At 63.2% G+C, this 26,783-nt stretch carries 30 protein-coding genes; 14 read left to right on the top strand and 16 right to left on the bottom strand.

The genetic code is table 11. The features are described 5' to 3' along the window. Positions 1–103 precede the first annotated feature (103 nt). Together NKH42_RS23730 and NKH42_RS23725 are read left to right on the top strand one after the other, a co-directional pair. The gene (locus NKH42_RS23730) at positions 104–1,315 is read left to right on the top strand and encodes a hypothetical protein (protein ID WP_352755986.1); all 1,212 of its coding nucleotides are present in this window, start codon (positions 104–106) and stop codon (positions 1,313–1,315) included. Positions 1,316–1,457: 142 nt separating this feature from the next. Then, the gene (locus NKH42_RS23725) at positions 1,458–1,799 is read left to right on the top strand and encodes a hypothetical protein (RefSeq protein WP_254817087.1); all 342 of its coding nucleotides are present in this window, start codon (positions 1,458–1,460) and stop codon (positions 1,797–1,799) included. A gap of 16 nt (positions 1,800–1,815) precedes the next feature. On the opposite strand, the gene NKH42_RS23720 is transcribed toward NKH42_RS23725, so the two are convergent. The 4 genes from NKH42_RS23720 to NKH42_RS23705 all read right to left on the bottom strand — a co-directional run bounded on the left by NKH42_RS23720 (position 1,816) and on the right by NKH42_RS23705 (position 5,298). Next, positions 1,816–2,304, bottom strand: a complete 489-nt coding sequence (locus NKH42_RS23720; protein WP_352752626.1) for a GNAT family N-acetyltransferase — start codon at positions 2,302–2,304, stop codon at positions 1,816–1,818. Position 2,305: 1 nt separating this feature from the next. Beyond that, the gene (gene gatB / locus NKH42_RS23715; RefSeq protein WP_352752628.1) at positions 2,306–3,805 is read right to left on the bottom strand and encodes an Asp-tRNA(Asn)/Glu-tRNA(Gln) amidotransferase subunit GatB; all 1,500 of its coding nucleotides are present in this window, start codon (positions 3,803–3,805) and stop codon (positions 2,306–2,308) included. 190 nt (positions 3,806–3,995) lie between these two features. Further along, positions 3,996–4,427, bottom strand: a complete 432-nt coding sequence (locus NKH42_RS23710) for a CBS domain-containing protein (protein ID WP_023717464.1) — start codon at positions 4,425–4,427, stop codon at positions 3,996–3,998. 100 nt (positions 4,428–4,527) lie between these two features. Next, the gene (locus tag NKH42_RS23705) at positions 4,528–5,298 is read right to left on the bottom strand and encodes a rhomboid family intramembrane serine protease (RefSeq protein WP_352752630.1); all 771 of its coding nucleotides are present in this window, start codon (positions 5,296–5,298) and stop codon (positions 4,528–4,530) included. A 392-nt stretch (positions 5,299–5,690) separates the two neighbouring features. Here NKH42_RS23705 and NKH42_RS23700 point away from each other — a divergent pair, with 392 nt between their 5' ends. The 3 genes from NKH42_RS23700 (at position 5,691) to NKH42_RS23690 (ending at position 7,923) form a co-directional block, all read left to right on the top strand. Further along, positions 5,691–6,329, top strand: a complete 639-nt coding sequence (locus tag NKH42_RS23700) for a PAS domain-containing protein (protein WP_352508577.1) — start codon at positions 5,691–5,693, stop codon at positions 6,327–6,329. Positions 6,330–6,446: 117 nt separating this feature from the next. Continuing rightward, positions 6,447–7,064 (top strand): PilZ domain-containing protein, encoded by a 618-nt coding sequence (locus NKH42_RS23695; RefSeq protein WP_254817716.1) that lies wholly within the window; start codon positions 6,447–6,449, stop codon positions 7,062–7,064. A gap of 259 nt (positions 7,065–7,323) precedes the next feature. Beyond that, complete coding sequence (locus NKH42_RS23690; RefSeq protein ID WP_352974611.1) at positions 7,324–7,923, top strand: transglutaminase-like cysteine peptidase; 600 nt, start codon at positions 7,324–7,326, stop codon at positions 7,921–7,923. A 302-nt stretch (positions 7,924–8,225) separates the two neighbouring features. Here NKH42_RS23690 and NKH42_RS23685 read toward each other — a convergent pair whose 3' ends face one another. Then, positions 8,226–9,122, bottom strand: coding sequence for a LysR family transcriptional regulator (locus NKH42_RS23685; RefSeq protein WP_352508578.1), 897 nt, complete (start codon positions 9,120–9,122; stop codon positions 8,226–8,228). A 96-nt stretch (positions 9,123–9,218) separates the two neighbouring features. Here NKH42_RS23685 and NKH42_RS23680 point away from each other — a divergent pair, with 96 nt between their 5' ends. Then, positions 9,219–10,406 carry an MFS transporter gene (locus NKH42_RS23680; RefSeq protein ID WP_352974482.1) on the top strand — a complete coding sequence of 396 codons (1,188 nt, stop codon included), beginning with the start codon at positions 9,219–9,221 and terminating at the stop codon, positions 10,404–10,406. Between the two features lie 30 nt (positions 10,407–10,436). Next, positions 10,437–11,183 (top strand): SDR family oxidoreductase, encoded by a 747-nt coding sequence (locus NKH42_RS23675; RefSeq protein WP_352508580.1) that lies wholly within the window; start codon positions 10,437–10,439, stop codon positions 11,181–11,183. A 57-nt stretch (positions 11,184–11,240) separates the two neighbouring features. Here NKH42_RS23675 and NKH42_RS23670 read toward each other — a convergent pair whose 3' ends face one another. Both NKH42_RS23670 and NKH42_RS23665 read right to left on the bottom strand, forming a co-directional pair. Next, a complete protein-coding gene (locus NKH42_RS23670) occupies positions 11,241–11,768 on the bottom strand; it encodes a gamma carbonic anhydrase family protein (RefSeq protein ID WP_352508581.1) in 528 nt (175 codons plus the stop codon). A gap of 18 nt (positions 11,769–11,786) precedes the next feature. Beyond that, positions 11,787–12,131 carry a DUF6949 family protein gene (locus NKH42_RS23665; protein WP_352508582.1) on the bottom strand — a complete coding sequence of 115 codons (345 nt, stop codon included), beginning with the start codon at positions 12,129–12,131 and terminating at the stop codon, positions 11,787–11,789. Positions 12,132–12,251: 120 nt separating this feature from the next. Between NKH42_RS23665 and NKH42_RS23660 the strand changes: the two genes are divergently transcribed. Next, on the top strand, positions 12,252–12,983 hold the full coding sequence (locus NKH42_RS23660) for a hypothetical protein (RefSeq protein WP_352752635.1): 732 nt from the start codon (positions 12,252–12,254) through the stop codon (positions 12,981–12,983). Between the two features lie 273 nt (positions 12,984–13,256). Here the strand turns inward: NKH42_RS23660 and NKH42_RS23655 are convergent, their stop codons facing one another. Both NKH42_RS23655 and cysE read right to left on the bottom strand, forming a co-directional pair. Further along, positions 13,257–13,460 (bottom strand): DUF3126 family protein, encoded by a 204-nt coding sequence (locus NKH42_RS23655; RefSeq protein WP_023674799.1) that lies wholly within the window; start codon positions 13,458–13,460, stop codon positions 13,257–13,259. A 212-nt stretch (positions 13,461–13,672) separates the two neighbouring features. Then, entirely contained in the window at positions 13,673–14,521 is an 849-nt protein-coding gene (gene cysE / locus NKH42_RS23650) for a serine O-acetyltransferase (RefSeq protein ID WP_254817710.1), read from the bottom strand. Positions 14,522–14,679: 158 nt separating this feature from the next. On the opposite strand from cysE, the gene NKH42_RS23645 reads away from it, so the two are divergent. Beyond that, positions 14,680–15,294: an HD domain-containing protein gene (locus NKH42_RS23645; RefSeq protein WP_352508584.1), complete on the top strand. Its 615-nt coding sequence runs from the start codon at positions 14,680–14,682 to the stop codon at positions 15,292–15,294. A 42-nt stretch (positions 15,295–15,336) separates the two neighbouring features. Here NKH42_RS23645 and NKH42_RS23640 read toward each other — a convergent pair whose 3' ends face one another. The 4 genes from NKH42_RS23640 to NKH42_RS23625 all read right to left on the bottom strand — a co-directional run bounded on the left by NKH42_RS23640 (position 15,337) and on the right by NKH42_RS23625 (position 17,815). After that, a complete protein-coding gene (locus NKH42_RS23640) occupies positions 15,337–15,708 on the bottom strand; it encodes a hypothetical protein (protein ID WP_352689917.1) in 372 nt (123 codons plus the stop codon). 135 nt (positions 15,709–15,843) lie between these two features. Then, positions 15,844–16,611 carry an alpha/beta fold hydrolase gene (locus NKH42_RS23635; protein ID WP_352509413.1) on the bottom strand — a complete coding sequence of 256 codons (768 nt, stop codon included), beginning with the start codon at positions 16,609–16,611 and terminating at the stop codon, positions 15,844–15,846. A gap of 24 nt (positions 16,612–16,635) precedes the next feature. Further along, positions 16,636–17,199 (bottom strand): DUF192 domain-containing protein, encoded by a 564-nt coding sequence (locus tag NKH42_RS23630; RefSeq protein ID WP_352752637.1) that lies wholly within the window; start codon positions 17,197–17,199, stop codon positions 16,636–16,638. A gap of 19 nt (positions 17,200–17,218) precedes the next feature. Next, complete coding sequence (locus NKH42_RS23625; protein WP_254817705.1) at positions 17,219–17,815, bottom strand: cold-shock protein; 597 nt, start codon at positions 17,813–17,815, stop codon at positions 17,219–17,221. Positions 17,816–18,030: 215 nt separating this feature from the next. On the opposite strand from NKH42_RS23625, the gene gloA reads away from it, so the two are divergent. After that, complete coding sequence (gene gloA, locus NKH42_RS23620; protein ID WP_352752639.1) at positions 18,031–18,471, top strand: lactoylglutathione lyase; 441 nt, start codon at positions 18,031–18,033, stop codon at positions 18,469–18,471. A gap of 79 nt (positions 18,472–18,550) precedes the next feature. Next, positions 18,551–18,844, top strand: coding sequence for a DUF2218 domain-containing protein (locus tag NKH42_RS23615; RefSeq protein WP_352752640.1), 294 nt, complete (start codon positions 18,551–18,553; stop codon positions 18,842–18,844). A gap of 8 nt (positions 18,845–18,852) precedes the next feature. Here the strand turns inward: NKH42_RS23615 and NKH42_RS23610 are convergent, their stop codons facing one another. Both NKH42_RS23610 and ilvA read right to left on the bottom strand, forming a co-directional pair. Continuing rightward, complete coding sequence (locus NKH42_RS23610; RefSeq protein WP_352752642.1) at positions 18,853–19,425, bottom strand: DUF1697 domain-containing protein; 573 nt, start codon at positions 19,423–19,425, stop codon at positions 18,853–18,855. Next, on the bottom strand, positions 19,422–20,678 hold the full coding sequence (gene ilvA / locus NKH42_RS23605; RefSeq protein ID WP_352509419.1) for a threonine ammonia-lyase IlvA: 1,257 nt from the start codon (positions 20,676–20,678) through the stop codon (positions 19,422–19,424). Before ilvA ends, NKH42_RS23610 begins: the two co-directional genes overlap by 4 nt. A 127-nt stretch (positions 20,679–20,805) precedes the next feature. Between ilvA and NKH42_RS23600 the strand changes: the two genes are divergently transcribed. The 3 genes from NKH42_RS23600 to NKH42_RS23590 all read left to right on the top strand — a co-directional run bounded on the left by NKH42_RS23600 (position 20,806) and on the right by NKH42_RS23590 (position 24,681). After that, positions 20,806–22,209, top strand: coding sequence for an aminopeptidase P family N-terminal domain-containing protein (locus tag NKH42_RS23600; protein WP_352689915.1), 1,404 nt, complete (start codon positions 20,806–20,808; stop codon positions 22,207–22,209). A gap of 103 nt (positions 22,210–22,312) precedes the next feature. Then, complete coding sequence (locus NKH42_RS23595) at positions 22,313–23,386, top strand: alpha/beta hydrolase (RefSeq protein ID WP_254817699.1); 1,074 nt, start codon at positions 22,313–22,315, stop codon at positions 23,384–23,386. A 131-nt stretch (positions 23,387–23,517) separates the two neighbouring features. Continuing rightward, the gene (locus NKH42_RS23590) at positions 23,518–24,681 is read left to right on the top strand and encodes an alpha/beta hydrolase (protein ID WP_352689914.1); all 1,164 of its coding nucleotides are present in this window, start codon (positions 23,518–23,520) and stop codon (positions 24,679–24,681) included. 19 nt (positions 24,682–24,700) lie between these two features. Here NKH42_RS23590 and ade read toward each other — a convergent pair whose 3' ends face one another. Further along, positions 24,701–26,512 carry an adenine deaminase gene (gene ade, locus NKH42_RS23585; protein WP_352689913.1) on the bottom strand — a complete coding sequence of 604 codons (1,812 nt, stop codon included), beginning with the start codon at positions 26,510–26,512 and terminating at the stop codon, positions 24,701–24,703. Positions 26,513–26,783 lie beyond the last annotated feature (271 nt).

Here is a 26,783-nt window from a genome sequence, read left to right as displayed (position 1 = left end):
CCCGATGTTTCGCAGTTCATCCCCCGTGCGGGCGATGAACCGCCATCGAAGATGTGCTGCTGTCTAGCCGGAGGGTGGTTTCCAACGACAGAGCGAGGATACCATGTTGAAAACCTGCATGATGCTGTTCTTCTGCCTGATGGCGGCCACCGCGGCCGCCCAGCCGCCGCCTTCGGGGCCGCCGGTTCCCAGTGCGGCACTTGCCCCATGCAACGCCACACAATCGAACAGGCCCTGCAAAGCCGAACTCGGCGTGTTCCTGATCACCAACACCGTCCGCAACCTGGCGCAAGCCAAGGTCGACGCCACCAACGTACAGTTGGCCGCCCAGGGACGATCGTCACGCGCATCGATCGAATCGCTGAAGCAATGGCGGCCGTCGCGCTTTGCGACGCAGATGCTGAACCAGCCGAACAGCTGGTTTGTCAAAGTTCCTTACATCCTGACCATCAAAGTCTCGATCCCTGTGACCTCCGACCGCCACATCGGCATTCCCATAGACGTCAACGTCTTCTGCAGCGGCTGGCAGACCGATTCCAGCCAGGTCATCATCCGCTCGCAACCCGGCCCGGCGAGCTTCGAGGGCGGCAACATCCTCGAAGACGTTTTCAACGTCGGCAATTACATCGACGCGCAGGTACGCAGCTCGTTTTCGGCACCCCTGCCGGTGACGACGCCGGTTCCAAATTCGAAATGCTCGGCAATAGACGGCTCCGATGCCGGCACGCAGGCTACCGGCGATGATCTCATCTTCTGGACGGTGCCGCGGCGCAACCTGGTGGTGACGGACGCCATAGCCAAGCCGACGGTTGAAGTGACCTTCGACAGCCTCACACGCCTGCCAGCCCGCGACTTCCACAACAATGTCGTCTATGCGGAATCCGAGGCTATAAACCTCAACGTCTACGCCAATGAGGACGGCCTTCAGAAGGCGCTGACGATGCGCGAAGGCGACGTGGCTGCGCTGAACCTTCCCGCGGTACGGCTCGACGCGCGAAAATACGATTCGCTGGTCGTCATCGGCAATGTCGACCAGCCGCCGAACGATCCCAGAGACAGCGCCTTCGCAGTAGCGGCCAAGACTGCGGGATTCGGTGCCGGTTCCAGGATCATGCAGATCCCGAAGTGGTATTCGAGGCCTCCGGACCAGTTCAATCCCAAGCCTACATGGATCAGAGTTCCCGCCTATGAGCTGCACTATACGGTGCGCTATCTCAACAGCGGCGAGCTGGCCGTCGATGGTGGAACCAGTACGGTCCGGCCCCCAAAAGTCGCCGTCCCGATAAAGACGCTCATCAAGCCGAAAACGCCCTGACGCGGCCGCTCGCGGATGACGGCGGCAGTTCCCGCCATCCCCCGCGCGGCCGATGCGGCAGCGCCGGCTTCATGGCCTGATCTTGCGGGAACAAACGCGCCGCTGCGCCGCGAGCGAGCGGCGCCATCGATGGAGACGCACGATGCTGCACTTTCCCCACACCATGCCCGCCGTCCGGATCATTGCGGCAATCTCGCTGCTTGCCTTCCCGAATTTCCTGCCGCCGGTCACGATCCCGGCGAACGCGCTGCCGGTCAGCCAATCCTGCCGGATCACCACCTATTACAAGACGGCGGCAAAGGCGACGGAGGTTGGCGTGCGCTCGACGTGCCAGGGCGTTAAAAAATGGGGCGTCACCTCGAAATATTACGAGGTCGAAAAAATCGAAGCCGCCACGCCCCCGCACACGTCGGGCGGCGGCGGCAGCCTGCCTTGCGAGTTTCTCGCCGCCGGCTGCTCCAACCTGCCCGTGAAACGCAACTGAGCGCCAGGCGAACGAGCTAGCCGATCGCCTTCTCCAAAACCAGCGCCGGCAATCCTGAGGCGCCGCCGCAATCGGCCGTGTTGCCGGCGGGCGTGAACCCTCTCGAGCGGCAAAAGGCAACGGCCGGAGCATTTGCTTCCTCGACCTCGACGCGCAGCGTTCGGGCCTCCGGAAAGCTGGCCTCGATCTCGTCCAGCAGGGCCTTGCCGATGCCTTGCCTCTGCCAGGCCGGATGCACGTAAAGCTGGTTCAGCATGACGACCCCGGCATCCGTCGTGGCGGCCGCGAAAGCCATGCCACCAATGCTTTTGCCGTCGTCGGCGACCAGGAATTCCGAGTTCGGTCGTGTCAACCGCGCTTTGAGCGCGGCGATCGAATGCCATTCGTCGGTGATTTCGGTGACCCGCGCCGCGCCGTAGATGGCGTCATAGGTGGCGTGCCATGTCTCGACCAGCAATGCGCGCACCGCCGCAAGATCGCGCTCGCCGGCGGTGCGGACGAACATCCTATTCGATCCCGAGCTTGGCCTTGACCAGCTCGTTGACCACCTGCGGGTTGGCCTTACCGCCGGTCGCCTTCATCACCTGGCCGACGAACCAGCCGGCCATGGTCGGCTTGGCGCGCGCCTGTTCGACCTTGTCCGGGTTGGCTGCGATCACCTCGTCCACCGCCGTTTCGATAGCCCCGGTATCGGTGACCTGCTTCATGCCGCGGCTTTCGACCAGCTGACGCGGATCGCCGCCCTCGTTCCAGACGATCTCGAACAGATCCTTGGCGATCTTGCCGGAGATGGTGCCCTCCTTGATCAGATCGATGACCGCGCCGAGCTGATCGGGCGAAACCGGAGCATTTTCAATGCTCTTGCCGGCTCTGTTCAACGCACCCAGCAAATCGTTGATGACCCAGTTGGCGGCAAGCTTGCCATCGCGACCAGCGGCCACCTTCTCGAAATAGTCGGCGACCGCCTTTTCCGATACCAGGATCGAGGCGTCGTAGGTCGACAGGCCGAGCGAGGAGATCAGCCGTGCCTTCTTGGCGTCCGGAAGTTCAGGCAGGTCCTTTGCCAGCGCATCGACATAGGCCTGGTCGAATTCCAGCGGCAGAAGGTCGGGATCCGGGAAATAGCGATAGTCGTGCGCTTCTTCCTTGGAACGCATCGAGCGCGTTTCGCCCTTATTGGGATCGAACAGCCGCGTTTCCTGGTCGATCTTGCCGCCGTCCTCCAGGATGGCGATCTGGCGGCGCGCCTCGGAGTCGATGGCCTGGCCGATGAAGCGGATCGAGTTGACGTTCTTGATCTCGCAGCGCGTGCCGAATTCACCGCCAGGCCGGCGTACCGAGACGTTGACGTCGGCGCGCAGCGAGCCTTCGTCCATATTGCCGTCGCACGTGCCGAGGTAGCGCACGATGGTGCGCAGCTTGGTGACATAGGCCTTGGCTTCATCGGCGGAGCGCAGATCCGGCTTCGAAACGATCTCCATCAGCGCCACGCCGGAGCGGTTGAGATCGACATAGGACATCGTCGCATGCTGGTCGTGCATCGACTTGCCGGCATCCTGCTCCAGGTGCAGGCGCTCGATGCCGACCTCGATATCCTCGAACTCGCCCTGCCGGTCGGGGCCGACGGAGACGATCACCTTGCCCTCGCCGACGATCGGTTGCTTGAACTGCGAGATCTGGTAGCCCTGCGGCAGGTCGGGATAGAAATAGTTTTTCCTGTCGAAGACCGATTTGTGATTGATCTCGGCCTTCAGGCCCAGACCGGTACGGATCGCCTGCTTGACGCATTCCTCGTTGATCACCGGCAGCATGCCAGGCATCGCCGCATCGACCAGGCTGACATTGGCGTTGGGCGCGGCGCCGAAAGTGGTCGAGGCGCCGGAAAACAGCTTTGCCTGCGAGGTCACCTGCGCGTGGACCTCGAGGCCGATGATGATCTCCCAGTCGCCGGTGGCGCCGGGAACCAGGCGCTTGGCGTCGGGCGTGCGGGTATCGATGATGCTCATAAGGGCCTGCATATTGGAATTGTGGATATGCGGAACGCATATTTTGGTGTGCAACTTCGCTAGTGCAAACCGCTTCGCGAGACAAGCGCCAAGCCGCAGGCGCCGACGCGGCACAGGCCCGCAGTTGCCGCGATGGACGGCTATAGCAGCTTGAAAAATTCAAATGGCCGGCAACCCGGCCGCCGCCGCCTCATGCCGTGGCGATATAGGCCCTGATCTCCTCGGCCTCGCGCTCGACATCCTCGATGCGCCGCTTGACCACATCGCCGATCGACACGATGCCGTCGAGCAGCCCGTTCTTTTCCACCGGCAGATGGCGGAAGCGACCCTTGGTCATGATCTCCATTACCTCGTTGACGGTGTGGTTCTCATTGCAGATCTTCACCTTGGGCGTCATCGCCGAGCGGATGGCAAGGTCGAGCGCCGCGGCTCCCTCCTTGGCGAGAACCCGCACCACATCGCGCTCGGAAAGAATGCCGACGATCTTGTGATCGCCGTTGGTGATGACCAGCGCGCCGATCCTGTGTTCGGAAAGCATGCGGATGGCTTCGCTGAGCTTTTCGTTCGGCCCGAGCGTCACCACGTCGTGGCCTTTTGCCTCGAGAATTGCCTTAACAGTCATGGCGTCCTCCTCTGCATTTCCTGCCGGCTCCTGCCCTGGCCGGCTTTCCCTGGGATGAACATGGTGCGCCGCGATCGGTTGCTTTTCAAGTGCGGAGGTCTCAGCTCTCCGGCTCCTCCGTCTGCCGGGGCACCTGCTCTCGCCGATCAAAAAACCGCAGGCCGAAGAAGCCGGCAAGAAAGCCGCCAATATGGGCTTCCCAGGCGATCTGGCCGTCAATGCCGGGCGCCAGGCCGAAGAGGCCGGTCGCCAGGTTGATCACCATCCACATGGCGAGAAAGGTGACGACGCCACGCGAGCGCAGGACCGCCGCCATCGGCAAAGGCCGGCCAGCGAAGGCGGCCTTGCCCGACGAGCGGTCGATGCGGAAGCCGTAGCGCGCCGCCGCGCCCATCATGCCGGAAATCGCGCCGGAGGCGCCAACCAGCGGTGCCTCGCCAAGCGGGTGCATGGCCCAGAACAGCGCCACCGCCGCCAGTCCGGTGGCGGCGAAGAACAGGCTGAAGCGCAGCGCGCCGAAGCGGTTGGCCAACGGTGAGCCGAAGGCCGCAAGCCACACCATATTGATGGCAAGATGGGCAAAGCCGCCATGCAGGAAGGCATAGGTAAAAGGGCTTGAAAACGCGAAGAAATCCAGGTCGAAGCGACCGGAATAGCGGATCGGCACGAAGGCAGCCCGGACAAGCAGTTCGAAGTCCTGGTCTTCGGTTAGCCAATAGACCCGGATCAGATGGACCGCGACGCAGATGCCGATCACCGCCAGCACCACGGGCGGCAGGTTGAACACCGGCTCGCGGCGCTGCTCCGGTTCGCGGGCGACAGGCCCACCCTGGCCCTGCTCGATCTCCGGTGGGCTTTCTGGGTCACTCATATGGCTTGCACTCAGTCGCTGGATTGGACTTCGCGAGCATGTAGATCACGGCCAACCGAATCACAAACGGCGAATCAGCGGGCCCGAATCAAAAAAGAAGCCGTCCAAGGTTTCCCTTGAACGGCTGGTCGAGCCCCCTTGCTCCCCCTGAACTCTTGACTGAAGTGCTGCCGATCGTCGCAAAACGACCGCTTCTGGAGTGGTTTTGGTGTGCCACAGGGCTGGCAGACGCGCAACGTAAACCAGTTGTTAACCTTAACCGCCCCGACCCGTGAACAAGTATTAACGATGCTGGCACGCATCCTGCTCCGCAACGCATGTAGGTCTTCGGAGGGCGCCCTTCTGTTCACCGATGGGACATCAGAAGACAGAATGCGCGGAGCAGCATTAGCATGAACCAGACCGGATCGATCACGCTGTTCCATTATTGGAACCGGTTGCGTGACGGACGCCCTGCCCCGAAGCGCTCGGAAGTCGAACCGGCCGACATCAAGTCGCTGCTGGCCGACACGTTCATCCTGGAAAAGGACACGCGCGGCGAAGCGGTGTTCCGGCTGGCCGGCACCAGGCTTTGCGCAGTCTATGGCCGCGAACTCAAGGGGTTTTCATTCCCTTCGCTGTGGCGCGAAAAGGACCAGCGGCTGATCTCGAAGCTCACCGACGGTGTCTTCGACCTGAAATCGGCAGCCCTCATTACCTATGAGGGTTTCAGCCGCAATGGCCGCTCCAACAGGTTTGAGCTGCTCGCGTTGCCGCTCGACGGCGGGGTAGAGAGCCCGCGTTGCCTCGGCGTGATAAGCGCCGTCGAAAAGCCCTTCTGGCTGGGCGCCGACCCGGTTTCCGACGCGTTGATCGATTCGATCCGTGTCGTCGATCCCGACAAGGAGCCGATGTTCCTGAAGAACCGGCCGGCGATAGAGGTTCCCTCGCTCGCCCCGTCGGAATTCGACCCGCCTGAGACGATTTCGGCGCTCGGCCAGGCCCGCCGCATCCGTCACCTGGTCGTCTTCGACGGCGGACGCGAGGAATGATGCCCAAAGCTTAAAGCAACAGCGCCGGATTTTCCCCTTTGTTAACCTGCTTTGTTGTAGTTTTCCGCTGAAATTCCCCGCATCCATGCGCGGAATGCCGAACGGGGTATGGCAGTGATGAGGTCAGCGGCGGTCGACCATGCACCGTCCCAAGCTGAAAGGCGTAACTTTCAGCGCGTCCGCGTGAAGATTTACGGACGCTTCATGCTGGAAGACCGCACCGAACATCCCTGCCAGGTAGTCGACATGTCGCCCGGCAACGTTTCGCTGCGCACCGAGCGCGCCGGCCTGGCTGGCGAAAAGGTCATTGCCTATATCGATCATATCGGACGCATCGAGGGCGTCATTACCCGCACTTTGCAGGATGGCTTTGCGATGACCGTCATCGCGTCGGAGCGCAAGAGGGACAAGCTCGCCGCGCAACTGACCTGGCTTGCCAACAAGCACGAGCTCGACTTGCCGGAAGACCGCCGCCATGAACGCGTCGCGCCGCGCAACCCGACGAGCGTGCTGCAGCTTGCCGACGGACGCCAGTACCAGTGCCGCATCATCGACCTGTCGCTGTCGGGCGCGGCGATCGAGATCGACGTCAAGCCGGCCATCGGCGTCCAGGTGACGCTGGGCACCATGCGCGGCCAGGTGGTGCGCCATTTCGAAGATGGCATCGCCATCGAGTTCGCCGTCATCCAGCGCCCCGAAACGCTTGATACCGAATTCAGCTCACCGCGCGGCTGACGCGGAAGCGTTAGCGCCATCGGGAAGCGAGGCTGGCGACCTTCGCGCCCCCTCGTCCCGCCATCTTAGCTGTTCGAACGGGGCGACGAAGCATGGGAACGCACCCGGCTGGAATCCATAAACAATTCTATACTTAATTGCATCAAATTTTATGTTTATTCTATTGTTGTTTTACTTAATGTCTACTTCGCGCTTTTGCGTCAAATAAATCCAGCCGTGTCATTGTCTCCTCAAACGGGGAGACGGAATAATGAACAGGATGAGGGGCAAGCTGTTGCTGGCGGCAATAGCGATGCAGCTTTTCGGCTGGGGGACTGCAAACGCGGCGGAGCCGGCCTTCATACACACCGGCGGCCGCACCACACAGCCGGTCGGTCACTACGAATTGTGCCAGCAGTTTCCGCGGGAATGCAATCAGAGGACGCCTGACCAGGCACCGGTCGAGCTCACCCGCAAGCTGTGGGCGACGATCGTCAAGATCAACAATTCGGTCAACAGCAAGGTCGCGCCGCGCACCGACATGGAAATGTGGGGCAAGGAGGAAGTCTGGTCCTTTCCCAATAACGGCTTCGGCGACTGCGAGGACTATGCGCTGGAAAAGCGCCGCGAGCTGATGAGCATCGGCGTGCCGGCCGGCGATCTGCTGATGACGGTCGTGCGTCAGCGCAACGGCGACGGCCATGCTGTGCTGACCGTGCGCACCAGTCTTGGCGAGTTCATCCTCGACAATCTCCAGCCCAAGGTGCTGTCCTGGACCAATACCGGCTACACCTATCTGAAGCGCCAGTCCGACCGGAATTCCGGCGCCTGGGTGACGATCAACGACGGCCGCTCCGACGCGGTCGCCAGCGTCCGCTGAGGACGCCAATGCATGTCGCCCAAAAGCGCGTAGCGGTTGTGGGATAACGACATGCATAAAACAGAGGTTAAGTGCGTCGCATGACTTCGCGCTTTAGGAGAAACCCGGTCGAGTCCCCACCCTCCCCGTCCCCAACGACCGGGTTTAAGGAGCCGGCCCCGTCCCCGGGCCGGCTCCACCATTTCCGGCGGAACAACATCTCGATACAGTTATCTCGGCTTTGCCTCCAACTGCGCTTCGTCATCCAAGCTGTCTCACGATCGTTTGTGGGATACGAGCTGCCGTTTGCCGTCGAAACGCTGTTACTTGCCCCTGATACGGAACGTGTCGACAAAGGCGGAAAACGCCGGAGAGGGATGGCGTCGGCTTGGATAGTACAGGTGGTAACCCTGGAACGTCGGGCACCATTTGGTCAGGACTTCCTGAAGAAGGCCACTCTCAATGTGTGGCAGGACGAGTTCGCGCGGTAGATAGGCCAAGCCCACTCCGTCAAGCGCGGCCTGGATCGCCGGCCCCATGTTGTTAAGCGTCAGTTGCCCCTCGACCCGAGCACTGAACTCGCGCGCTCCTTCCCGCAATTCCCATGCATAGACCGATCCTGACGTCGGCAGCCGGTAGTTGATGCAGTTATGGTCGGTCAGCTCCTGCGGCGTCTGCGGCGGTGTCCGGTGGGCGAAGTAGCGGGGTGAGCCGACGACAGTGTAGGTCACGTCGGCTCCGATGCGCACGGCTACCATGTCCCGGGCAATGGACTCGCCCAGCCGAACACCGGCGTCGAACTGGCGCTCGACGATGTTGGTGAAGGCGTTATCAACCACCAGCTCGACATTGATATCGGGGAAGTCGCTCAGGAACTTTGGCAGCCGGGCGCGGAAGACAATGTCGACCGAATCGTCGGTGCACACCAGGCGAATGTTGCCGGACGGCCTGTCGCGCAGGACGCCGAGAGCGCTGACCTCAGCCGCGATGCCTTCGAAATGCGGTTCGATGCCTTCCTTGAGGCGTTGACCGGCCGCCGTCGGGGCCACGTCGCGCGTGGTGCGAGACAGAAGACGGACGCCAAGCCGCGACTCCAGCGACTTGATGGTGTGGCTAAGAGCCGAAGGAGTGACGCCGAGCTTGGCGGCTGCTCGGGTGAAGCTCCGCGTCCGGGTGATCTCCAGAAACGCGCGCATTTCGGCGAACTCGTCGCGTGGCATTGATGAGCCTCATTCACAACCACATCAAAATTATACCCGCTAGTCGCATTTGGCCAGCCCGACTACTTAATTCGGGAACGGACAGGAGACTGCCTTATGACCATTGAACTCGCGCTGGGCGAGGCCGCCGCTGCTGACAGCACGACGACCCCATGGTCTGCGGTGGTCTGCCTGTCGCTGCTGACCTTCCTTCTAGTCGGACTGGAGTTCCTGCCGGTGAGCCTGCTCACCCCGATCGCTCAGGATCTGGCCGTCTCCGAGGGTCAGGCCGGCCAGGCAATCGCGGTATCCGGACTCTTCGCCGTGGTTACCAGCCTCTTCGGCAACTCGCTGTTGCGAAACGTCGATCGACGGACGGTGGTTCTGCTCCATACGGCAGTGCTGGCCGCATCGAGCCTGGCGGTGGCGGTTGCTCCCAACTTCCTGGTCTTCCTGGCCGGGCGGGCGCTGGTCGGCATCGCGATCGGCGGTTTCTGGTCACTGTCGACGGCCATTCTGGCCCGCTTGGCCCCGGGACCCGACCTGCCCAAGGCCATTGCCTTGCTCCAGGGTGGCACTGCGTTCGCATTGGTGATCGCCGCGCCCGTCGGCAGCTTCCTCGGATCGCTGATCGGATGGCGGGGAACCTTTTTCGTCACTGTCCCCATCGGCCTTGCGGCGCTCGTGTGGCAGTTGGCCGTTCTCCCGAAGATGCCACCGATGGAGGCCGCCTCGGTGTCGAGCATGTTCCGCTTGCTGCGGAATCGCAGATTCGCCATCGGCATGGGCGCAACCGGGCTCGCGTTCATCGGGCAGAACGCGCTCTCGATCTACCTGCGGCCGTTTCTGGAAAACGTGACGGGCCTCGAGGTCAACACCCTCTCAATGGCTCTGTTGGGCGTCGGCCTCGGCGGCCTGGCGGGACTGTCGATCATCGGCCTCATACTCCGGCGGCACCTCACAGCCGTGCTGATCGGGCTGCCGAGTGCACTCGCGGTCTTCGCTCTACTGCTGATTGCCTTTGGACCGTTTGCACGCGCCACGGCCGGCCTGCTGGTTCTTTGGGGACTGTTCGCGACCCCGATCCCGGTGGCGTGGAACACCTGGATGACCACGCTCATCCCTGAAGACCTGGAGGCCGGGGGCGGACTCCAGGTCGCCCTGATCCAGTTCGCGATCGCGGGCGGCGCTATCGCGGGAGGCCTGCTGTTCGACGCGGCCGGCTGGTGGAGCGCCTTCCTTCTCGCCGCCGTCCTGCTCACGGGTTCGGCCTTGCTCGCCGCCTCGGCCGGCCCCCGCACCTGAACTCTTTCAATTCTTGTCTAGGAGAATCTCATGTCCGAAGGAATCGAGAACAAGGTCGTCGTCATCACCGGTGCCAGCAGTGGCCTCGGTGAAGCGACGGCACGCCATCTTGCCGCGCGAGGCGCTTCCGTGGTCCTGGGTGCACGCCGGTCACACCGCATCGACGCGCTTGTCCAGGAACTGACCGCCGCTGGGCTCAAAGCCAAGGCCGTCACTACGGACGTCACCGACGCCGGCCAGGTCCAGAACCTGGTGAACACGGCGGTCCGGGAATTCGGCCGCATCGACGTGATGCTGAACAATGCGGGCCTCATGCCGTTGGCCCCGCTCGAACGGCTCAAGATTGACGACTGGGACCGGATGATCGACGTCAACATCAAGGGCGTCCTTTACGGCATCGCGGCCGCACTTCCGTACATGAAGGAACAGCGATCGGGCCACATTATCAATGTCTCGTCCGTATACGGCCATGTGGTCGACCCGGGTGCGGCGGTCTATTGCGCCACCAAGTTCGCCGTGCGTGCGCTGTCCGAGGGTCTGCGGAAAGAGGTGAAACCCTATAACATCCGCACCACGGTGATCTCGCCGGGCGCTGTCACCACAGAGTTGCTCGAGCACATCAGCGAGAAGGATATCCAGCAGGACACCAGGGACTTCGTGAGCAAGATCGCCGTGGGGCCAGATACGTTTGCCCGCACGGTCGCCTTCGCGATCAACGAGCCCGACGACGTCGATATCAACGAGATCTTGTTCCGGCCGACCGCCCAGCCGGTTTGACTTGGAAGGGGCTATGCTTTCGGTATCCCAAGGCCGGCTCCACCATTTCTGGATCGGCTAGACCTTCTTCAGCCCAGCCCTGAATCGCCTGCCGTTGGCCACATAATGCGCGGCCGAGGCGCGCAGCCTGGCGATTGCGGCTTCGTCGAGCGTCCTGACGACGCGCGCGGGCGAGCCGACGATCAGCGAATTGTCGGGGAATTGCTTACCTTCGGTGACCAGCGCGCCGGCCCCGACCAGCGAGTTGTTACCGATCTTCGCGCCGTTCAGCACGATGGCGCCCATGCCGATCAGGCTGTTGTCGCCGATCGTGCAGCCATGCAGCAAGGCACGGTGGCCGATCGTGCAGCCTTGGCCGACGGTCAGCGGAAAGCCCGCGTCGGTGTGCATGATTGTGTGCTCCTGCACGTTTGTGTCGGCGCCGATGACGATCGGCTCGTCGTCGCCGCGGATAACGACGCCGAACCAGAAGCCGGCATTGCGGCCGATCCTGATATTGCCGATCAGCGTGGCGTTGGGCGCGATCCAGTTGCTGTCGGCGTCCTCGAAGGCGGGCGCTTTTCCGTCAATCGCGTAGATCGGCATTGCTGTCTCCAGATCGTCTCACACCGACAAGCTGCCAGACCCTAGAAGCGAAGCCGCCCAGGACGCAATGGCGATCACCACCATGCCCAGCGCCAGCGCCCAGATGGTCGCCGTACAGCCGCAGGAGATCAGCCCCAGCACCGAGATGCGACGCTCGCGCCAGGCGTCCAGCGCCTCGTTGGCGAACATCAGCGGCCCGGCGCAAGCCGTCGCCGCGAGCGAGCGCAGCATGTGCTTCGACGATACATAGGGCTGGACGAAGGCAAGCTTGCGGCCGGCGATCAGCTCCATCGCCGATCCGGCCAGGCCGCAAGCCGTCAGCCCGGCCATAAAACTGAATATGATTTGTTCGACCGGCCCCATCTTTACCCTCCGTTTACCATAAAATCGCACAGTCGCCTGCAAAAGCTGCGTAGCAAGAGCCGTGCCGCGCCGAAATGTGCCGCTCAGGCACACCCGACGGGACGGTAAACGAGGGCCGCGATGAAGCAGGCAGCCGCCACGGAGGGCCCGCAACTCAGCGTCGTCGATTCGACGCTGATGAAGCGGGTGTTTTATGCGTTCGCGACGCTGGCGCTGCTTTCCGTGGCGATCAGCCTCGGCGGCAAATGGTTCGGCCGCTCGATCGCCATGGCCGGGTACACCGACGACACCACGGTCCACAAGGTCGTCATCGGCAACAACATCATCGCCGTGCCGGCCAATGTCATCCGCTTTGCCCAGGCCCGGCGCGACGGCATCGCCTCACGGCTTGACCTCTATCTGCGCTATCCCGAGATGGACGGCTACAGCGAGGCTGCCCGCAACGACTTCAACCACACCGGACCCAGCAAGGACATCGTCTTCCTGTCGTTCGAGCCGCAGATGATGTCGCGCGACATGAGCGGCCGCTTTGCGCCGATCTACAGTGCGCTGATTGCCAAGCCGGGTACGCCCGGCCCTGGCGGCACGACGCTTTACGCCTTCAGCGAAAAATCGGGCTATCTCAACGAAGTGCTGGCGGTCGCCGACCGCCCCGGCAAGGATCCGTTCGTCGCACGCTGCCTGAGCGGCCCGAGCGCGGACGAATCGCTAGCGCCCTGCGAGCGCGACATCCTGGTCGGCGACAATCTCAGCCTCACCTACCGCTTCCCCCGGGAATTCCTGGGCGACTGGCAGGCGCTCGACGCGGCGATTTCGGGCGAGGCAGCGCGTGTGCTGAAGACCGGGCGGTAAGCAACGAAACGAGCCGTTCCGCAGGGATCCTTCGCGCCCCTCTCTGTCCTGCCGGACATCTCCACGAGGGGGTAGATCGGCCGTCATCTTGGCTTTCGCCAATCTCCAATGTTGCAGGAAGAGCGCAGCGCCGAAGCTGCCAATCTCCCCCCAAGTGGTCCCCAAGTGGGGGAGATGGCCGGCAGGCCAGAGGGAGGCGCTGTCCCGCCGGCGTCTTGCAAGGTTCCGTACCGCCGCTGCGCTTGAGGCGTAGCGGCCAGCTAAATCTCCGGCTCAGGCCAGATCGATGTCGAGGATCGCCATCGAGAAATTATAGTCCCCGTCGTCCTCGTCCTTGAAGACGATGCCGAGGAACTCGTCGCCGACATAGACCTCGGCCGAATCTTCCTTGCGCGGCCGCGCCTTCACTTCGAGTTTGGGATTCTGGAAGGTGCGCTTGAAATAAGCATCCAGCTTTCTGATCTCGTCCGGCTTCAACAGTCTTCTCCGATCGTCGCTTGCTAAAGTGCGTCGCGTCTGAAGAGATCGATGCGACGCGCTTTGAATCTTGCTTCATCCATGTCGCTATCCCAAAACCGCTGGGCACTTTTGGGCGACATGCATTGGTGAGCGCGCTTCTGGCACGTCGACAATGGCCATGTAAAGGCAAGCCGGCATAGGGGGCAGGAATTCAGCCCCTGCCCGAGCACTCAGATGTCGAAGCTGACGACGTGGTCCATCGTCTGCGATGGCAACAGCTGGTCCATCTGCCGCGACGGCTGATCGCAGCCGGTCTCGCCGACGACGCGGGCCGGCACGCCGGCAACCGTCTTGTTGTGCGGCACCGGCGACAGCACCACCGAGCCGGCCGCGATCTTCGAGCAATGGCCGATCTCGATGTTGCCGAGGATCTTGGCGCCGGCGCCGATCAGCACGCCGTAGCGGATCTTGGGGTGGCGGTCGCCGCCGGCCTTGCCGGTGCCGCCCAGCGTGACGCCGTGCAGGATCGACACGTCGTCCTCGATCACCGCCGTCTGGCCGACGACGAGGCCGGTGGCGTGGTCGAGGAAGATGCCCTTGCCGATGCGGGCGGCCGGATTGATGTCGGTCTGGAACACCGAGGACGACCGGCTCTGCAAATACAACGCGAAATCCTGGCGGCCCTGGTTCCACAGCCAATGCGCCAGCCGGTGCGTCTGGATGGCATGAAAACCCTTGAAGTAGAGCACCGGCATGATGAAGCGGTCGCAGGCCGGATCGCGGTCGTAATAGGCCTGGATGTCGACGCGCACCGTCGTCGACCAATCCTTGTCGTCGGCCGCCATTGCCTTGAATGTCTGGCGAATGAGGTCGGAGCCAATGTCCTGGTGGGCGAGGCGCTCGGCCAGCCGGTGAATGACCGCTTCTTCGAGGTTTTCCTGGTTGAGGATGGTCGAATAGAGGAACGCCGCCAGCAGCGGATCGCGGTTGACCGCTTCCATCGCTTCATCGCGGATCGAACGCCAGATCGGATCTACCGGCTGCACCATGGTGGGACGAGAAATCGTAACGCTGTTCATCTGATGTCTCCGGCCATCCAATGTCTCGGCCATCCACTGTCTCGGTTGCGGCTTGCCTATTCTCCGGCCGCACCTATAAGCCAGATCATAGCACGGGTGAACTCAATTTTCCTTAGTGCTTCGTCAAATGGATTTGGTTGGCGGAATTTCAAGCAGCCATGGAAAACGCAACCTTGATCGACGAGACCCTGAAGCGCGAGCTTTCCGCGCTCTATGAGGCCCAAGATCGCCACTACCACGACCTTGGCCATATCGAGGCGATGCTGGCGCTGGCCAATGATTACAAGGCGTTGCTGCACGATCCTGAAGCAGTCGAAGCGGCGATCTGGTTCCACGACGCGATCTACGACAGCCGCGCCAAGGACAATGAGGCGAGGAGTGCCGCACTTGCCGAGGAGAAGCTCGCCGGCCGCGCCGACGCACAACGCATCGGTCGCATCGCGGCGATGATCACTGCAACTGCCAGCCACGAATTGCCGCCCCTTGGCGATCAACATTCGGTTCGTGACGCGGCGCTGTTCCTCGACATGGACCTGGCGATCCTGGGTGCCGCGCCCGACGTGTTCGACGCCTACGAACAGGCGGTTCGCCGCGAATACCAGTGGGTCGACGAGCCGATGTGGCGGGCCGGCCGTGCCGCGGTCCTGAAGGGCTTCCGCGCGCGTCCGCATATCTTTCACAGCGAGGAATTCCGCCGGCGCTTCGAAACGCGGGCCAAGCAAAACATTGCACGCTCGCTCAGGGCGCTCGACAATCGCCCAGGCGGATCGTAGGTCGACGCGTCGCTCGCTGGCCCGCCGGAGGTTTGCCCGAAATCAGGTGAATGCGCCAAAAGTCGATGCCATTCCCCACAACATGAACACCCCAGCCGCCAGCGACGCACCATTGACCACGATGCCAGCCAGGCCGAGCACACGATTGTCGTTTGGGCGACCAACGGCCATCAACCCGAAGACCACTCCCGTAAGATGTGCCAAAGGCCCGGCCAGAAAAAATACCGCAGCGAAGAAGCCCGTCGCACTGTTCTGGAGCAGCGGAGACGCGTCGCTCGGCATTGCTATCAACGCGGTGATCGCCATCGCCCCTGCCGCTAAAGCAGCCAGCGCTAGAACAACGGACCATTCGCCGAACGTGCTTTTTGCAATGACGCCCGGCAAAGCGGCGTCGGTCCTTCCCCATTGTGCCATGATACCCCCTTGCCCTCCGTTCAGCGCATGGCGGGTTTGAACCGATCCACACGTCGCGCTTATTTACTCCTGTATCGTTGCAAAACCGCTAAGGACCCCAGCTTCAGGCGCAATGGCCGCTTTGGGAGCCGTCCATCAACGCGGATGCTCGGCATAAAACTCCAGCACGCGCTGCTTGAAGGTCTTGTCGCCGACCGCCAGCATATGGTCGCGGCCTTCGATGTGAAAAGCCCTGGCGTTGGGCATCAGAGCGGCGAGTTCATCCGGCGAGCCGCCGATGTCGTCCTTGGTGCCGACGGCGATCAGCGTCGGCTGGGCAATGCGGGCAATGTCGGCCTCGCTCAGCAATTCGCGCGAGGTGGCGATGCAGGCGGCGAGAGCCCGGCGATCACTGCGGGTCTGATCGGCGAAGGCGCGGAACGAGCGGCCGCGCGGGTCGCTGGTGCCTGCCGGATCCTCGGCCAGGAGGGCATCGGCTATCGGATCCCAGTCGCCAACGCCGTCGACCATGCCGACGCCGAGACCGCCGAAGACCAGCGTCGCCACCTTGTCCGGGTTGGAGAGCGCCAGGAACGCCGATATGCGCGCGCCCATCGAATAACCCATGACATGGGCGCGTTCGATGCCGAGATGGTTCAAAAGCGCTGCCGCGTCGGACGCCATTTTTGCCGGCGTGTAGTCGGCTTCGTCATAGCTCTTCGACGACGAGCCATGGCCGCGATTGTCGAAGGCGATCGCACGGTAGCCGGCATCGTTCAGCGTCTTGAACCAGCCGGGCGACACCCAGTTGACGTAATGGCTCGAGGCAAAGCCGTGGATCATCAGCACCGGATCGCCCTGCCCCGATGCCGGTTGGCGGTCAAGGAAAGCAAGGTCGAAACCATCATGGGAGAAGAACTGCATCGGCCGAAGATCCTGCCCGTTCGTTCAGTCGGAATCGACACTCGGCGCGTCGCCCTTGTCGGGCGGCGGCATGGCCGGCCCCGGCGCCGTGCCGATGGCCGGATGGCGCAGCAGGTCGCCGTCCTTAATGCCCTTTTTGGCGGCGGTGCCTGCCTTGAGCTCGAGCACGAAGCGCACCGGTTCGTCCGGCGAGATGATCGCCTCCGACTGCGGCTCGCCTTGCTTGATCGCCCGGATCCGGCCGTCCTGGCCGACGAAGATCAGGTCGAGCGGCATCGGCGTGTTCTTCATCCAGAAGCTCACATCCTGCGGCGCACCGAACACGAACAGCATGCCGTGATTGTCGGCCATGTGCCGGCGGAACATCAGGCCGGCCTCGCGCTCGGCGGGCGTGTCGGCAATTTCGACGGAGAAAGAACGCTCGCCGGCCTTCGTCACCGCGACCAGCGGCGCCGGGTCGACGGGAAGGATCATCGCCTTGCCGTCGGCCAAACTCGGTTGCTGAAAATAGAAGAAGGCGCTTGCGGCGACGATGAGGAAAATCCCGGCGCAGAGCGCGCCCGCCGTCAGCCGGTTCCTGTGAGCCATATGAAATCCTCGACCGGAACTAATGCGAGACCGGCAAGGTACCCATATCGGGGTGAATTTCGGCAGCCATAAGGCCTTTGTCGCCGCGTCCGAAGCGGACCAGCACCACCTGGCCCGGGCGGAGTTCGGTGATGCCGTAGCGGCGCAGCGTCTCCATGTGGACGAAAATATCCTCGGTGCCCTCGCCCCGGGTCAGAAAGCCGAACCCTTTGGTGCGGTTGAACCATTTCACCAGCGCCCGTTCGAGGCCGCTTTCCGGCGTCACCGCGACATGGGTGCGCTGCTCCTGCATCTCCGCCGGATGGATCGCCGTGGTGACATCCATCGAGAGCACGCGGAAGGCCTGCAGCCCGCGCTCGCCCTGCTTGACCAGGCAGACGACACGGGCGCCTTCAAGCGCGGTCTGAAAACCGTCCTTTCGAAGGCATGTCACATGGAGGAGGATGTCGCCCGAAGTACCATCATCGGGAAGGATGAAACCGTAGCCCTTGGCTACGTCGAACCATTTGATGGCGCCAGCGATTTCGACGAGATCGGCCGTATCGGCGCTCTCATCCCGCTTCAACGCATCGTTACCGGCCCCGTCCCGCCCCATGAAAGAGGCCTTTTCCCCCATAAGAACGCCCCCTTTTTTCAAGAAACACTGCAACTGATTCTTGGTATCAGATTAACACCGCGGCTTCCGGTGTGTGCAAGACCTGACGTGCCTTTTTTCACGGTTCCGTACAGGAATAGCGGATTTGCCGTTTGCCGGCGCTGGCAGGCGTGGCCGATTGCCCTTTGGCCGGGCCGCCCCTATGGTGCGCCGCAACGCAACATAAGGAGGAAATCATGCGCTATCTGCACACCATGGTCCGCATCGCCGACATCGATGCTTCGCTCGATTTCTACTGCAACAAGCTTGGCCTCAAGGAAGTGCGCCGCCATGAAAACGAGCAGGGCCGCTACACGCTGATCTTCCTCGCCGCGCCCGAAGACGAGCAGAGCGGCATCTCCGAAAAGGCGCCGCTGATCGAGCTGACCTACAATTGGGACCCGGAAGACTACAAGGGCGGCCGCAATTTCGGCCATCTCGCCTATGAGGTCGACGACATCTACGCCACCTGCCAGCGGCTGATGGACAATGGCGTTATCATCAACCGGCCGCCGCGCGACGGCAACATGGCGTTCGTCAAATCGCCGGACGGCATCTCGATCGAGCTGTTGCAGAAAGGTCCGGCCAAGCCGAAGGCCGAGCCGTGGGCCTCGATGCCGAACACCGGCAGCTGGTAACCGATCACGCTATCTTGAGCGGACGCAGGCGGCGCCCTGGTTCTGTTTTCGCGTCCGCCTTCCCAAGGAGAATTCATTCATGCCGGCCAGCCATGTCGACGTCGCCACCGAACATGCCAGCCGCTATCTGCAGCAGCTGTGCAAACATTGGGCGCACAAGTTTCCCGTCGAATTCGACCCGAACCACGGCACCATCGATCTGACGCTCGGCCGCACGGTTCTCGATGCGGATCCGGCTGCGCTGCACATTGCGGTGACGGCCGATGAAGCTGGCTCGCTCGAGCGCCTGGAAACGGTCGTCGCCGAGCACATCAAGCGCTTCGCCTTCCGTGAAGAGCTGGCATTCGACTGGAAACGCGCTCCGGCCGCGTAGACGACCTGTCAACCGCGGGCCTTGGCCATCTCGAGCAGCATCAGCACGGTGCGCCAGTTGCGCGCCGTGCAGTGCACCTTCAGAACGCGCGGGATGAGATTGGCAAAGACCGATTTGCCGAGGCCGTCGGGCGCATGCAGGTAGAGCACGTCGCCCTTGATCTCGAAGCGTTCGGGCCCGGTGCATTTTTCCGCCAGCCGGGCGATCTCCTCGGCGGTCGGCCGGCGCTCCAGCGCATAAGCATGCAGCTTGGTCGGCTCGCCGGCCACTTCCGGATAGGGATTGTCCGCCGCCAGCCGCTCGAGCCAGCCGAGATCGCGCACCATGATGCGCGAATGGAAGCCCCATTTCTTCTCGAATTCCGCTTCCAGCCGCCTGGTCAGCATCGCCGCATCGCCGTCTGGCGACCGGAACACGGCGTTGCCGCTCTGCACATGGGTGGCGATATCGGAGAAGCCGAGCTGCTCAAAAAATGACCTGAGTTCCGCCATCTTGACGATGCGATTGCCGCCGACATTGATGCCGGAAAACAGCGCGATAAAAACGTTCGCCGGGGCGTTCGGAAGATCGTTGCTGCTCATATAATGAACCCGGCGAGCGTCTCGTTGTCGGTGATGTCCTGGTAGTGGACGCTCTCGGCGTCGAAATTCGCCTTGAGCAGGTCGAAATTGCGGCGGTCCTTGGTTTCGATGCCGATCAGCACCGAGCCGAAATTGCGCGCCGATTTCTTCAGATATTCGAAGCGGGCGATGTCGTCGTCGGGGCCTAGCAATTCGAGGAAATCGCGCAACGCGCCGGGCCGCTGCGGAAAGCGGATGATGAAGTATTTCTTCAAGCCCTCGAAGCGCAGCGCCCGTTCCTTCACATCCGGCAGCCGCTCGAAATCGAAATTGCCGCCGGACACCACGGCGACGATGGTCTTGCCCCTGATTTCCTTTTTGGAAAAATCCTTGAGCGCATCGATCGCCAGCGCACCGGCCGGCTCGAGCACGACGCCTTCGACATTGAGCATTTCGATCATGGTCGCGCAGAGCCGGTTTTCCGGGATCAGCCGTACGGCATCGGCAGCAAACTCCTTGAGGTGGCGCAACGGCTCGCGGCCGATCTCGGCCACCGCCGCTCCGTCGACGAAATTGTCGACCTTGGCGAGCTTGACCCGCTTTCCGGCGGCAAGGCTCTCGCTCAGGCTTGGGGCGCCGGCCGGCTCGCAAAAGACGAAACGTGTTTCACGCAGCTGGTCGGCGAAATAATGGGTGACGCCGGCGGCAAGGCCACCGCCGCCGACCGGCAGCATAATGATGTCGGGCATGCGCGCGCCGGGCATCTGGCCTGATATCTCGTAGGCGACGGTCGCCTGCCCTTCGATGATGTCCTTGTGGTCGAAAGGCGGCACCATGTGCGCGCCGGCAGTTTCGGTGAATTCGAGTGCCGCGCGGTAGCAGTCGTCGAAAAAATCGCCGACCAGCCTGATCTCGACGAACTCGCCGCCGAACAGCCGCGTCTTGTCGATCTTCTGCTGCGGCGTGGTCACCGGCATGAAGACGACGCCCTTCTTGCCGAAATGGCGGCAGACGAAGGCAAAGCCCTGCGCGTGATTGCCGGCCGAGGCGCAGACGAACAGCTCGGCAGCGTTGCCGGCGGCAAGCGTCTTGCGGAAGAAGTTGAAGGCGCCGCGGATCTTGTAGGAGCGCACCGGCGTCAGGTCCTCGCGCTTCAGCAGCACCCGCGCGCCGCTCTTCTTCGACAGATAGTCGTTTTCCTGCAGCGGCGTTTCCGGAAAGATCTCGCGGATCGCGGCAGCGGCGGCAGCGACGCGAGAGGAGAAACTGGTCATGGCAAGAGCACCCCACAGGCTAGCCGAATTCGGTCCCGCTATTGCATATCCGGCTTCACGAAGCCATTGTCCGGCCACCCTGAAAGGGTGTTCCCAAAACCTCGTTGGCCGTTAGGAGCGTCTGTTCATGCCTGTCGCATCGGTGGCCCAGAAAACCGTGTCGCTGCCGGAGTTCGGCGAGCCGACGGTGATGCCGCTGGTTCCGCGCGCCACCTATGAGGCCCGCATCGCGGCACTGGTTGCACGCGGCGGCGAAGCGGGGTTCGACGCGTTCGTCGTCTATGGCGACCGCGAACATGCCGCCAATGTCGCCTATCTCTGCGGCTACGATCCGCGCTTCGAGGAGACGCTGCTGGTCATCGTTCCCGGCAAGCCGCCGAAACTGCTGGTCGGCAATGAGGGCTGGGGCTATGCCGAGATCTGCGACGGGCCGTACGAGCGCGTGCTCTACCAGACCTTTTCGCTGCCGGCGCAGCCGCGCGACCGCTCGCAGGCGCTTCCCAACATTCTTGCCGATTGCGGCCTGAAAGCCGGCCAGCGCATCGGCGCCATCGGCTGGAAACCGTTCGGCCCCGGCGATGTCGGTTTTGGTGAAACGACGCTCGACCTGCCGTCCTTCATCGCCGACACGCTACGCACGCTTGCCGGCGACAGGGGGGTGATCGTCAACGCTGCGAACCTTTTGATGAACCCTGCCGACGGCCTGCGCGCCATCAACGAGGCCGACCAGCTGGCCGCGTTCGAATTCGCCGCGACCTATTCCTCGCAAGGGCTGCGTAACGTCCTGCAAGGCATCGAACCCGGCATGACCGAATTGCAAGCGGCGCGGCTGATGGGCATCAACGGCCTGCCGCAATGCTGTCACCCGATGCTGTCGGCCGGCAGGCGCGCGGCCTATGGCCTGCCAAGCCCGCGCCTCGAAATCATCAAGCGCGGCGACCCGATCACCATGGCCTACGGCATCCATGGCTCGCTCAACGCCCGCGCCGGTTTTCTGGTCGAGGGCGCGGCCGAACTTCCAAGGGGCATCCAGGACTATGTCGAGAAACTGGTCGCGCCCTATTTCTGCGCCGTCGTCGACTGGTACGAGACGGTCGGCATCGGCGTTCCCGGCGGCGCGCTGTGGCAGGCGGTGCACGACCGGATCGGCGATCCGTTCTTCGGCGTGTCGCTCAATCCCGGCCATCTCATCCATATCGACGAATGGATGCATTCGCCGTCATTCTCCGGCTCCGACATCAGGTTGAGGTCGGGCATGGCCTTGCAGGTCGACATCATCCCGGCGACCGGCACCGATTATTTCACCACCAACATCGAGGACGGGATCGCGTTGGCAGACGACGCGCTGCGCGAAGAGATCGCCGCGCGCTATCCCGAAGCCTGGCGCCGCATCGAGGCGCGCCGCGCCTTCATGACCGACGTGCTTGGCATAAGACTGAAGCCGGAGGTGCTGCCGTTTTCCAATATCCCGGCGTTCCTGCCGCCGTTCTGGCTTTCGCGCAACAGTGCGATGGCCGTCGCGAGGCACTGAGCGCATTTCGGCATCCGCGACTTACTTCTGCCGCACTTCGCCTGTCCGGGAGGGGCGGCGGAGGTGGATGGGCCTTTGGTCAGGCCGGAGTGGAATTGCTTAAGTGCCCTTGAAGACGATTTGCATCATTGTCCTTGCAGCGCTGCTCGCCGGCTGCGGCGGCCGCCAAACCGAGGAACTGCTCGGCAGCGCCATGATGGCGGTGCCGGTGACGGAAATCGCCGGCAACCACTCGATCTTCATCGCAACGACGCGCAAGCGCTCCGACGATCCCAACAAGGTCTTCGACGGCGAGCGGTCGGCGACGCTGAACTATGCCCGCGTCAACGTCACCGTCCCCGGCATCCACAAGACAGGCCAGATCGAGCGGCGCTCGCGCGGCAAGTCGGACGATCCGGCCAAATACTTCATGGCTTCCGAGGTCGTCGGCTACGATACCCAGCCGAAATTCTCCAGCGCGCTCAGCGCCGACATCGCGGCGCGCGGCGGCCGCGTCATGGTCTTCGTCCACGGCTACAACACCGGCTTCGACGACGCGGTCTACCGCGTCACCCAGATCACCCATGATTCCGGCTATCCTGGCACGCCGGTGCTATTTTCCTGGGCGTCGGGCGCCAAGACCACCGACTATGTCTACGACAAGGAAAGCGCCAGCGTTGCCCGCGACCAGCTGGAAGTGACGCTGAGAATGCTGGCGCAGACCGGCGCGCGGCGCATCGACATCGTTGCCCATTCGCTGGGGACCTGGGTCACCATGGAGGCGCTGCGCCAGCTCGCCATCACCGGCGACCGCGATCTCGGCGGCAAGCTCGGCGACGTCGTGCTGGCCTCGCCCGACATCGACGTCGACGTGTTCAAGAGCCAGATGCGCCGCTACGGCAAGCCGGACAAGCCGTTCATCCTGCTGCTCTCCGACGACGACCGGGCGCTCAGGCTGTCCGGCCTGATCGCCGGCGCGCGGCCGCGCGTCGGCGACTACAAGGACGCCGCCGACCTTGCCAGCTATGGCGTGTCGGTCGTCGACCTCTCCAGCGTCAAGGGAGCCGACCGCTTCAACCACACCAAATTCGCCGACAATCCGGAATTGGTGCAGTTGATCGGCCAGAAGCTGCGCGAGGATGACGGGTTTGCCAGCGACCGCGAGGTGACCGACCGCATCGCCTCGGTCGGACAATAGCTGCATTGCGCGGCAGTCGTTGTTGACCATTGCCGCACCATCGGAACAGTTTGAACTGGACCGTGCCGGCCTCTGCCTCTATCGAATAGGCAAGACGTCTCCGGCTCGACGTCGCCTTTGCGGGAGCCCGCGTGATCGTGCCTTCGAAGATCTTTCTCGTCGTTGCGTTCGCGCTCGCGCTGGCAGGCTGCGCCGGTCAGAACACGCACGATCTGCTCAACAAGACGACGATCACCGTGCCTGCTTCGGACATTGCGGCGACGCACAAGATCTTCGTCGCCACAACCCGGCAAAGGGCAACGAAGGAGCCCCGGCAGGTGTTCGACGGCGACCGTTCGCCGACCACCAGCTTTGCCAGCGTCGAGGTGACGGTGCCCAAGATCCACCAGCTCGGCGCCATCGAGCGGGTCAAGGGCTCGGCCAACAGCAATCCGGCGAAGGATTTCACGGCGACCGGCGTCACCTTCTACGAAGGCGCGCCGCAGTTCGCCAAGGCGGTCGGCGCCGACATCGCGATGCGCGGCGACCGGGCGCTGGTTTTCGTGCACGGCTTCAACAACGGGTTCGACGACGGCATCTACCGGCTGACGCAGATCGCGCATGACACGAAATACCCCGGCACGCCGGTGCTGTTTTCGTGGGCGTCGAGCGGCAAGACGACCGGCTACATCTACGACAAGGAAAGCGCCAATGCGGCGCGCGACGATCTCGAAGCGACGCTGCGCATGCTCGCCAAGAGCCGCGCCAAGAGCATCGACATCATTGCCCATTCAATGGGGACCTGGGTGACGATGGAAGCGTTGCGCCAGCTTGCGATCACCGGCGACCGCGACCTCGGCGGCAAGCTCGGCTACGTCATCCTGGCTTCGCCCGACATCGACGTCGACGTGTTCAAGAAGCAGATGATCCGCTACGGCAAGCCCGACAAGCCGTTCGCCGTGCTGCTTTCGGGCGACGACCGGGCGCTCAGGCTGTCGACCCTGATCTCCGGCGACAAGCCGCGCGTTGGCGACTATGGCGACGCGGCCGACCTCGCCAGCTATGGCGTCTCGGTGGTCGACCTGACCAAGACCAAGGGCGGCGACCGGCTGAACCACGCCAAATTCGCCGACAACCCGTTCCTGGTGCAGCTGCTCGGCGACCGCCTGCGCGCGCCGGCCGGCCTCGCCTCCGATGAGACCGCGCCGGCCCAGCTCGACAATCTCGGCCAGGGCCTCGGCAAGGCCGTCGGCTCGGTCGCCGAAATCGTCATCACCACGCCGTTCAAAGTGCTGACCATCGCCACCGGCGGCTGAAGAAGCGCCCCGCCGGCGTTCAGACGAACAAATCAACCTTCTGAAACGTCGTCACGTCGATCAGGCCGACGTCGGAAATCCTGAGCTCGGGGATGACGACCAGCGCCAGCAGCGAGTGCTGCATGTAGGCGTTGTTCAGCGAGCAGCCCATCTGGCGCATGGCGTCGCTGAGTTTGTCCGCCTTGGCGGCGACGATTTCCGCCCGCTCGTCCGACATCAGCCCGGCGATCGGCATTTCGACCAGCGCCAGTTCCTTGCCTTTGGAGAACAGCACGACGCCGCCGCCGACCTCGCCCAGCCGGTTCACCGCCAATGCCATGTCCTGCTTGTTGGTGCCAACGACGATGATGTGGTGGGCATCATGCGCCACGCTGGAGGCCATGGCGCAGTCGCCGATATAGCCGAAGCCGGAGACGAAGGCGTTGGTGACGCCGCCGGTGCCCTTGTGGCGTTCGACCAGCGCGATCTGGCAGACATCGTTGCGGCGATCCATGGCAACCAGCCCGTCCTCGACAGCAAGATCGGCCTCCAGCGCCCGCGTCGGCGCCTGGTTTTCGATGACGCCGATGACCCGCACCCGCACTTCGTTGGCGCCCATGGGTGCCGCGATGTCGAAATCGCCTGTCTTGAGCTTCTTGCCGAGCTTGATGGTGTTCTTCGCCGTCCGCGGATAATTGTAGGCCGGAATGTCGATTTCGAGCTTGCCGCCCTTGGCCAGCCTGACGCCGCGGCCATAGACCTCGTCAATGGTCATTTCGGCGAGGTCGGAGACGATCAGCAGATCGGCGAGCCGTCCCGGCGCTATCGAGCCGATCTCGCGCTCCAGCCGGAAATGCTGGGCGGTGTTGAGCGTAGCCATCTGGATCGCAGTCACCGGCTTCAAGCCCTGGCTGATGGCGTGGCGCACGACCCGGTCCATATGGCCTTCGTGCACCAGCGTACCGGAGTGGCTGTCGTCGGTGCACAGGATGAAGTTGCGCGGGTCGAGCCCGCTCTCCGTCACCGCCTTGATCTGCGAGGCCACGTCATACCAGGCCGAGCCCAGCCGCAGCATCGCCTTCATGCCCTGGCGGACGCGGGCGATGGCATCCTCGGCGCGCGTGCCTTCGTGGTCGTCCTCGGCGCCGCCGGCGACATAGCCGTGGAACGGCAGGCCGAGATCGCGCGAGGCATAATGCCCGCCGACAGTCTTGCCGGCCCTCACCGTCGCCGCGATCTCGCCCGACATCACCGGATCATTGGCGGCGACGCCCGGAAAATTCATCACCTCGCCGAGCCCGATAATGTTTTCCCAGGTCATCGCCTCGGCAACATCGGCGACGGTCAGCTCAGCGCCGGCATGCTCCAGCCCCGGTGCCGACGGCACACAGGACGGCATCTGCACATGCACGTTGACCGGCATGGCGACCGCCTCGTCATGCATCAGCCGCACGCCCGGCAGGCCGAGCACGTTGGCGATCTCATGCGGATCGATGAACATCGATGTGGTGCCGTGCGGGATCACCGCGCGGCAGAATTCCGTCACCGTCACCATGCCGCTCTCGACATGCATATGCGCGTCGCAAAGCCCCGGCACCAGATAGCGGCCGCCGGCATCGACCACCTTAGTGCCCTGGCCGATGGCATGGCCGGCGTTCGGCCCGCAATAGGCAAAGCGGCCGCCGGCAATGGCAATGTCGGTGCCGGCGATGATCTCGCCCGAATGGACGTTGACCCAGCGCCCGTTGCGGATGACGAGATCGGCGGGTTTGCGACCCATAGCGACATCGACCAGATGCGTCGCCATCTCAGCCCAGGGTTTTGGTTTCGTCGCATTGGCGGTCTTCGGCATCAACAGGCTCCTCTTTGCCCGACTGTGCCAAGCCGCGAGGATTTTGACCAGCGAGGAAGTAAGCGCGGACGGCGAAGTTGCAGCTCTCCCCCCTTGAGGGGGAGATGTCGCCGAAGGCGACAGAGGGGGTCGCCGATCCACGCGCGACGACCCCCTCTGGCCTACCGGCCATCTCCCCCTCAAGGAGGTGTTTGGACCGGGGACATCGCGAACAGGTGTGCGAGGACATCGCGAACAGTTTGGCGCGCTTTGCGCTGGGGGGTTCGGGATG

Origin of the sequence: Mesorhizobium sp. M1142, from assembly GCF_040318565.1 — a bacterium.
Taxonomy (GTDB): Bacteria; Pseudomonadota; Alphaproteobacteria; order Rhizobiales; family Rhizobiaceae; genus Mesorhizobium.
The sequence above is the reverse complement of the archived record's forward strand: the minus strand, read 5'-3'. Positions and strand labels throughout refer to the sequence as shown.

What these genes read in the sequence shown, in the direction of transcription:
- NKH42_RS23730 (WP_352755986.1), top strand. Translation starts at nt 104, where the DNA reads ATGTTGAAAACCTGCATGATGCTGTTCTTCTGCCTGATGGCGGCCACC.
- NKH42_RS23725 (WP_254817087.1), top strand. Translation starts at nt 1,458, where the DNA reads ATGCTGCACTTTCCCCACACCATGCCCGCCGTCCGGATCATTGCGGCA.
- NKH42_RS23720 (WP_352752626.1), bottom strand. Translation starts at nt 2,304, where the DNA reads ATGTTCGTCCGCACCGCCGGCGAGCGCGATCTTGCGGCGGTGCGCGCA.
- gatB (WP_352752628.1), bottom strand. Translation starts at nt 3,805, where the DNA reads ATGAGCATCATCGATACCCGCACGCCCGACGCCAAGCGCCTGGTTCCC.
- NKH42_RS23710 (WP_023717464.1), bottom strand. Translation starts at nt 4,427, where the DNA reads ATGACTGTTAAGGCAATTCTCGAGGCAAAAGGCCACGACGTGGTGACG.
- NKH42_RS23705 (WP_352752630.1), bottom strand. Translation starts at nt 5,298, where the DNA reads ATGAGTGACCCAGAAAGCCCACCGGAGATCGAGCAGGGCCAGGGTGGG.
- NKH42_RS23700 (WP_352508577.1), top strand. Translation starts at nt 5,691, where the DNA reads ATGAACCAGACCGGATCGATCACGCTGTTCCATTATTGGAACCGGTTG.
- NKH42_RS23695 (WP_254817716.1), top strand. Translation starts at nt 6,447, where the DNA reads ATGAGGTCAGCGGCGGTCGACCATGCACCGTCCCAAGCTGAAAGGCGT.
- NKH42_RS23690 (WP_352974611.1), top strand. Translation starts at nt 7,324, where the DNA reads ATGAGGGGCAAGCTGTTGCTGGCGGCAATAGCGATGCAGCTTTTCGGC.
- NKH42_RS23685 (WP_352508578.1), bottom strand. Translation starts at nt 9,122, where the DNA reads ATGCCACGCGACGAGTTCGCCGAAATGCGCGCGTTTCTGGAGATCACC.
- NKH42_RS23680 (WP_352974482.1), top strand. Translation starts at nt 9,219, where the DNA reads ATGACCATTGAACTCGCGCTGGGCGAGGCCGCCGCTGCTGACAGCACG.
- NKH42_RS23675 (WP_352508580.1), top strand. Translation starts at nt 10,437, where the DNA reads ATGTCCGAAGGAATCGAGAACAAGGTCGTCGTCATCACCGGTGCCAGC.
- NKH42_RS23670 (WP_352508581.1), bottom strand. Translation starts at nt 11,768, where the DNA reads ATGCCGATCTACGCGATTGACGGAAAAGCGCCCGCCTTCGAGGACGCC.
- NKH42_RS23665 (WP_352508582.1), bottom strand. Translation starts at nt 12,131, where the DNA reads ATGGGGCCGGTCGAACAAATCATATTCAGTTTTATGGCCGGGCTGACG.
- NKH42_RS23660 (WP_352752635.1), top strand. Translation starts at nt 12,252, where the DNA reads ATGAAGCAGGCAGCCGCCACGGAGGGCCCGCAACTCAGCGTCGTCGAT.
- cysE (WP_254817710.1), bottom strand. Translation starts at nt 14,521, where the DNA reads ATGAACAGCGTTACGATTTCTCGTCCCACCATGGTGCAGCCGGTAGAT.
- NKH42_RS23645 (WP_352508584.1), top strand. Translation starts at nt 14,680, where the DNA reads ATGGAAAACGCAACCTTGATCGACGAGACCCTGAAGCGCGAGCTTTCC.
- NKH42_RS23640 (WP_352689917.1), bottom strand. Translation starts at nt 15,708, where the DNA reads ATGGCACAATGGGGAAGGACCGACGCCGCTTTGCCGGGCGTCATTGCA.
- NKH42_RS23635 (WP_352509413.1), bottom strand. Translation starts at nt 16,611, where the DNA reads ATGCAGTTCTTCTCCCATGATGGTTTCGACCTTGCTTTCCTTGACCGC.
- NKH42_RS23630 (WP_352752637.1), bottom strand. Translation starts at nt 17,199, where the DNA reads ATGGCTCACAGGAACCGGCTGACGGCGGGCGCGCTCTGCGCCGGGATT.
- NKH42_RS23625 (WP_254817705.1), bottom strand. Translation starts at nt 17,815, where the DNA reads ATGGGGGAAAAGGCCTCTTTCATGGGGCGGGACGGGGCCGGTAACGAT.
- gloA (WP_352752639.1), top strand. Translation starts at nt 18,031, where the DNA reads ATGCGCTATCTGCACACCATGGTCCGCATCGCCGACATCGATGCTTCG.
- NKH42_RS23615 (WP_352752640.1), top strand. Translation starts at nt 18,551, where the DNA reads ATGCCGGCCAGCCATGTCGACGTCGCCACCGAACATGCCAGCCGCTAT.
- NKH42_RS23610 (WP_352752642.1), bottom strand. Translation starts at nt 19,425, where the DNA reads ATGAGCAGCAACGATCTTCCGAACGCCCCGGCGAACGTTTTTATCGCG.
- ilvA (WP_352509419.1), bottom strand. Translation starts at nt 20,678, where the DNA reads ATGACCAGTTTCTCCTCTCGCGTCGCTGCCGCCGCTGCCGCGATCCGC.
- NKH42_RS23600 (WP_352689915.1), top strand. Translation starts at nt 20,806, where the DNA reads ATGCCTGTCGCATCGGTGGCCCAGAAAACCGTGTCGCTGCCGGAGTTC.
- ade (WP_352689913.1), bottom strand. Translation starts at nt 26,512, where the DNA reads ATGCCGAAGACCGCCAATGCGACGAAACCAAAACCCTGGGCTGAGATG.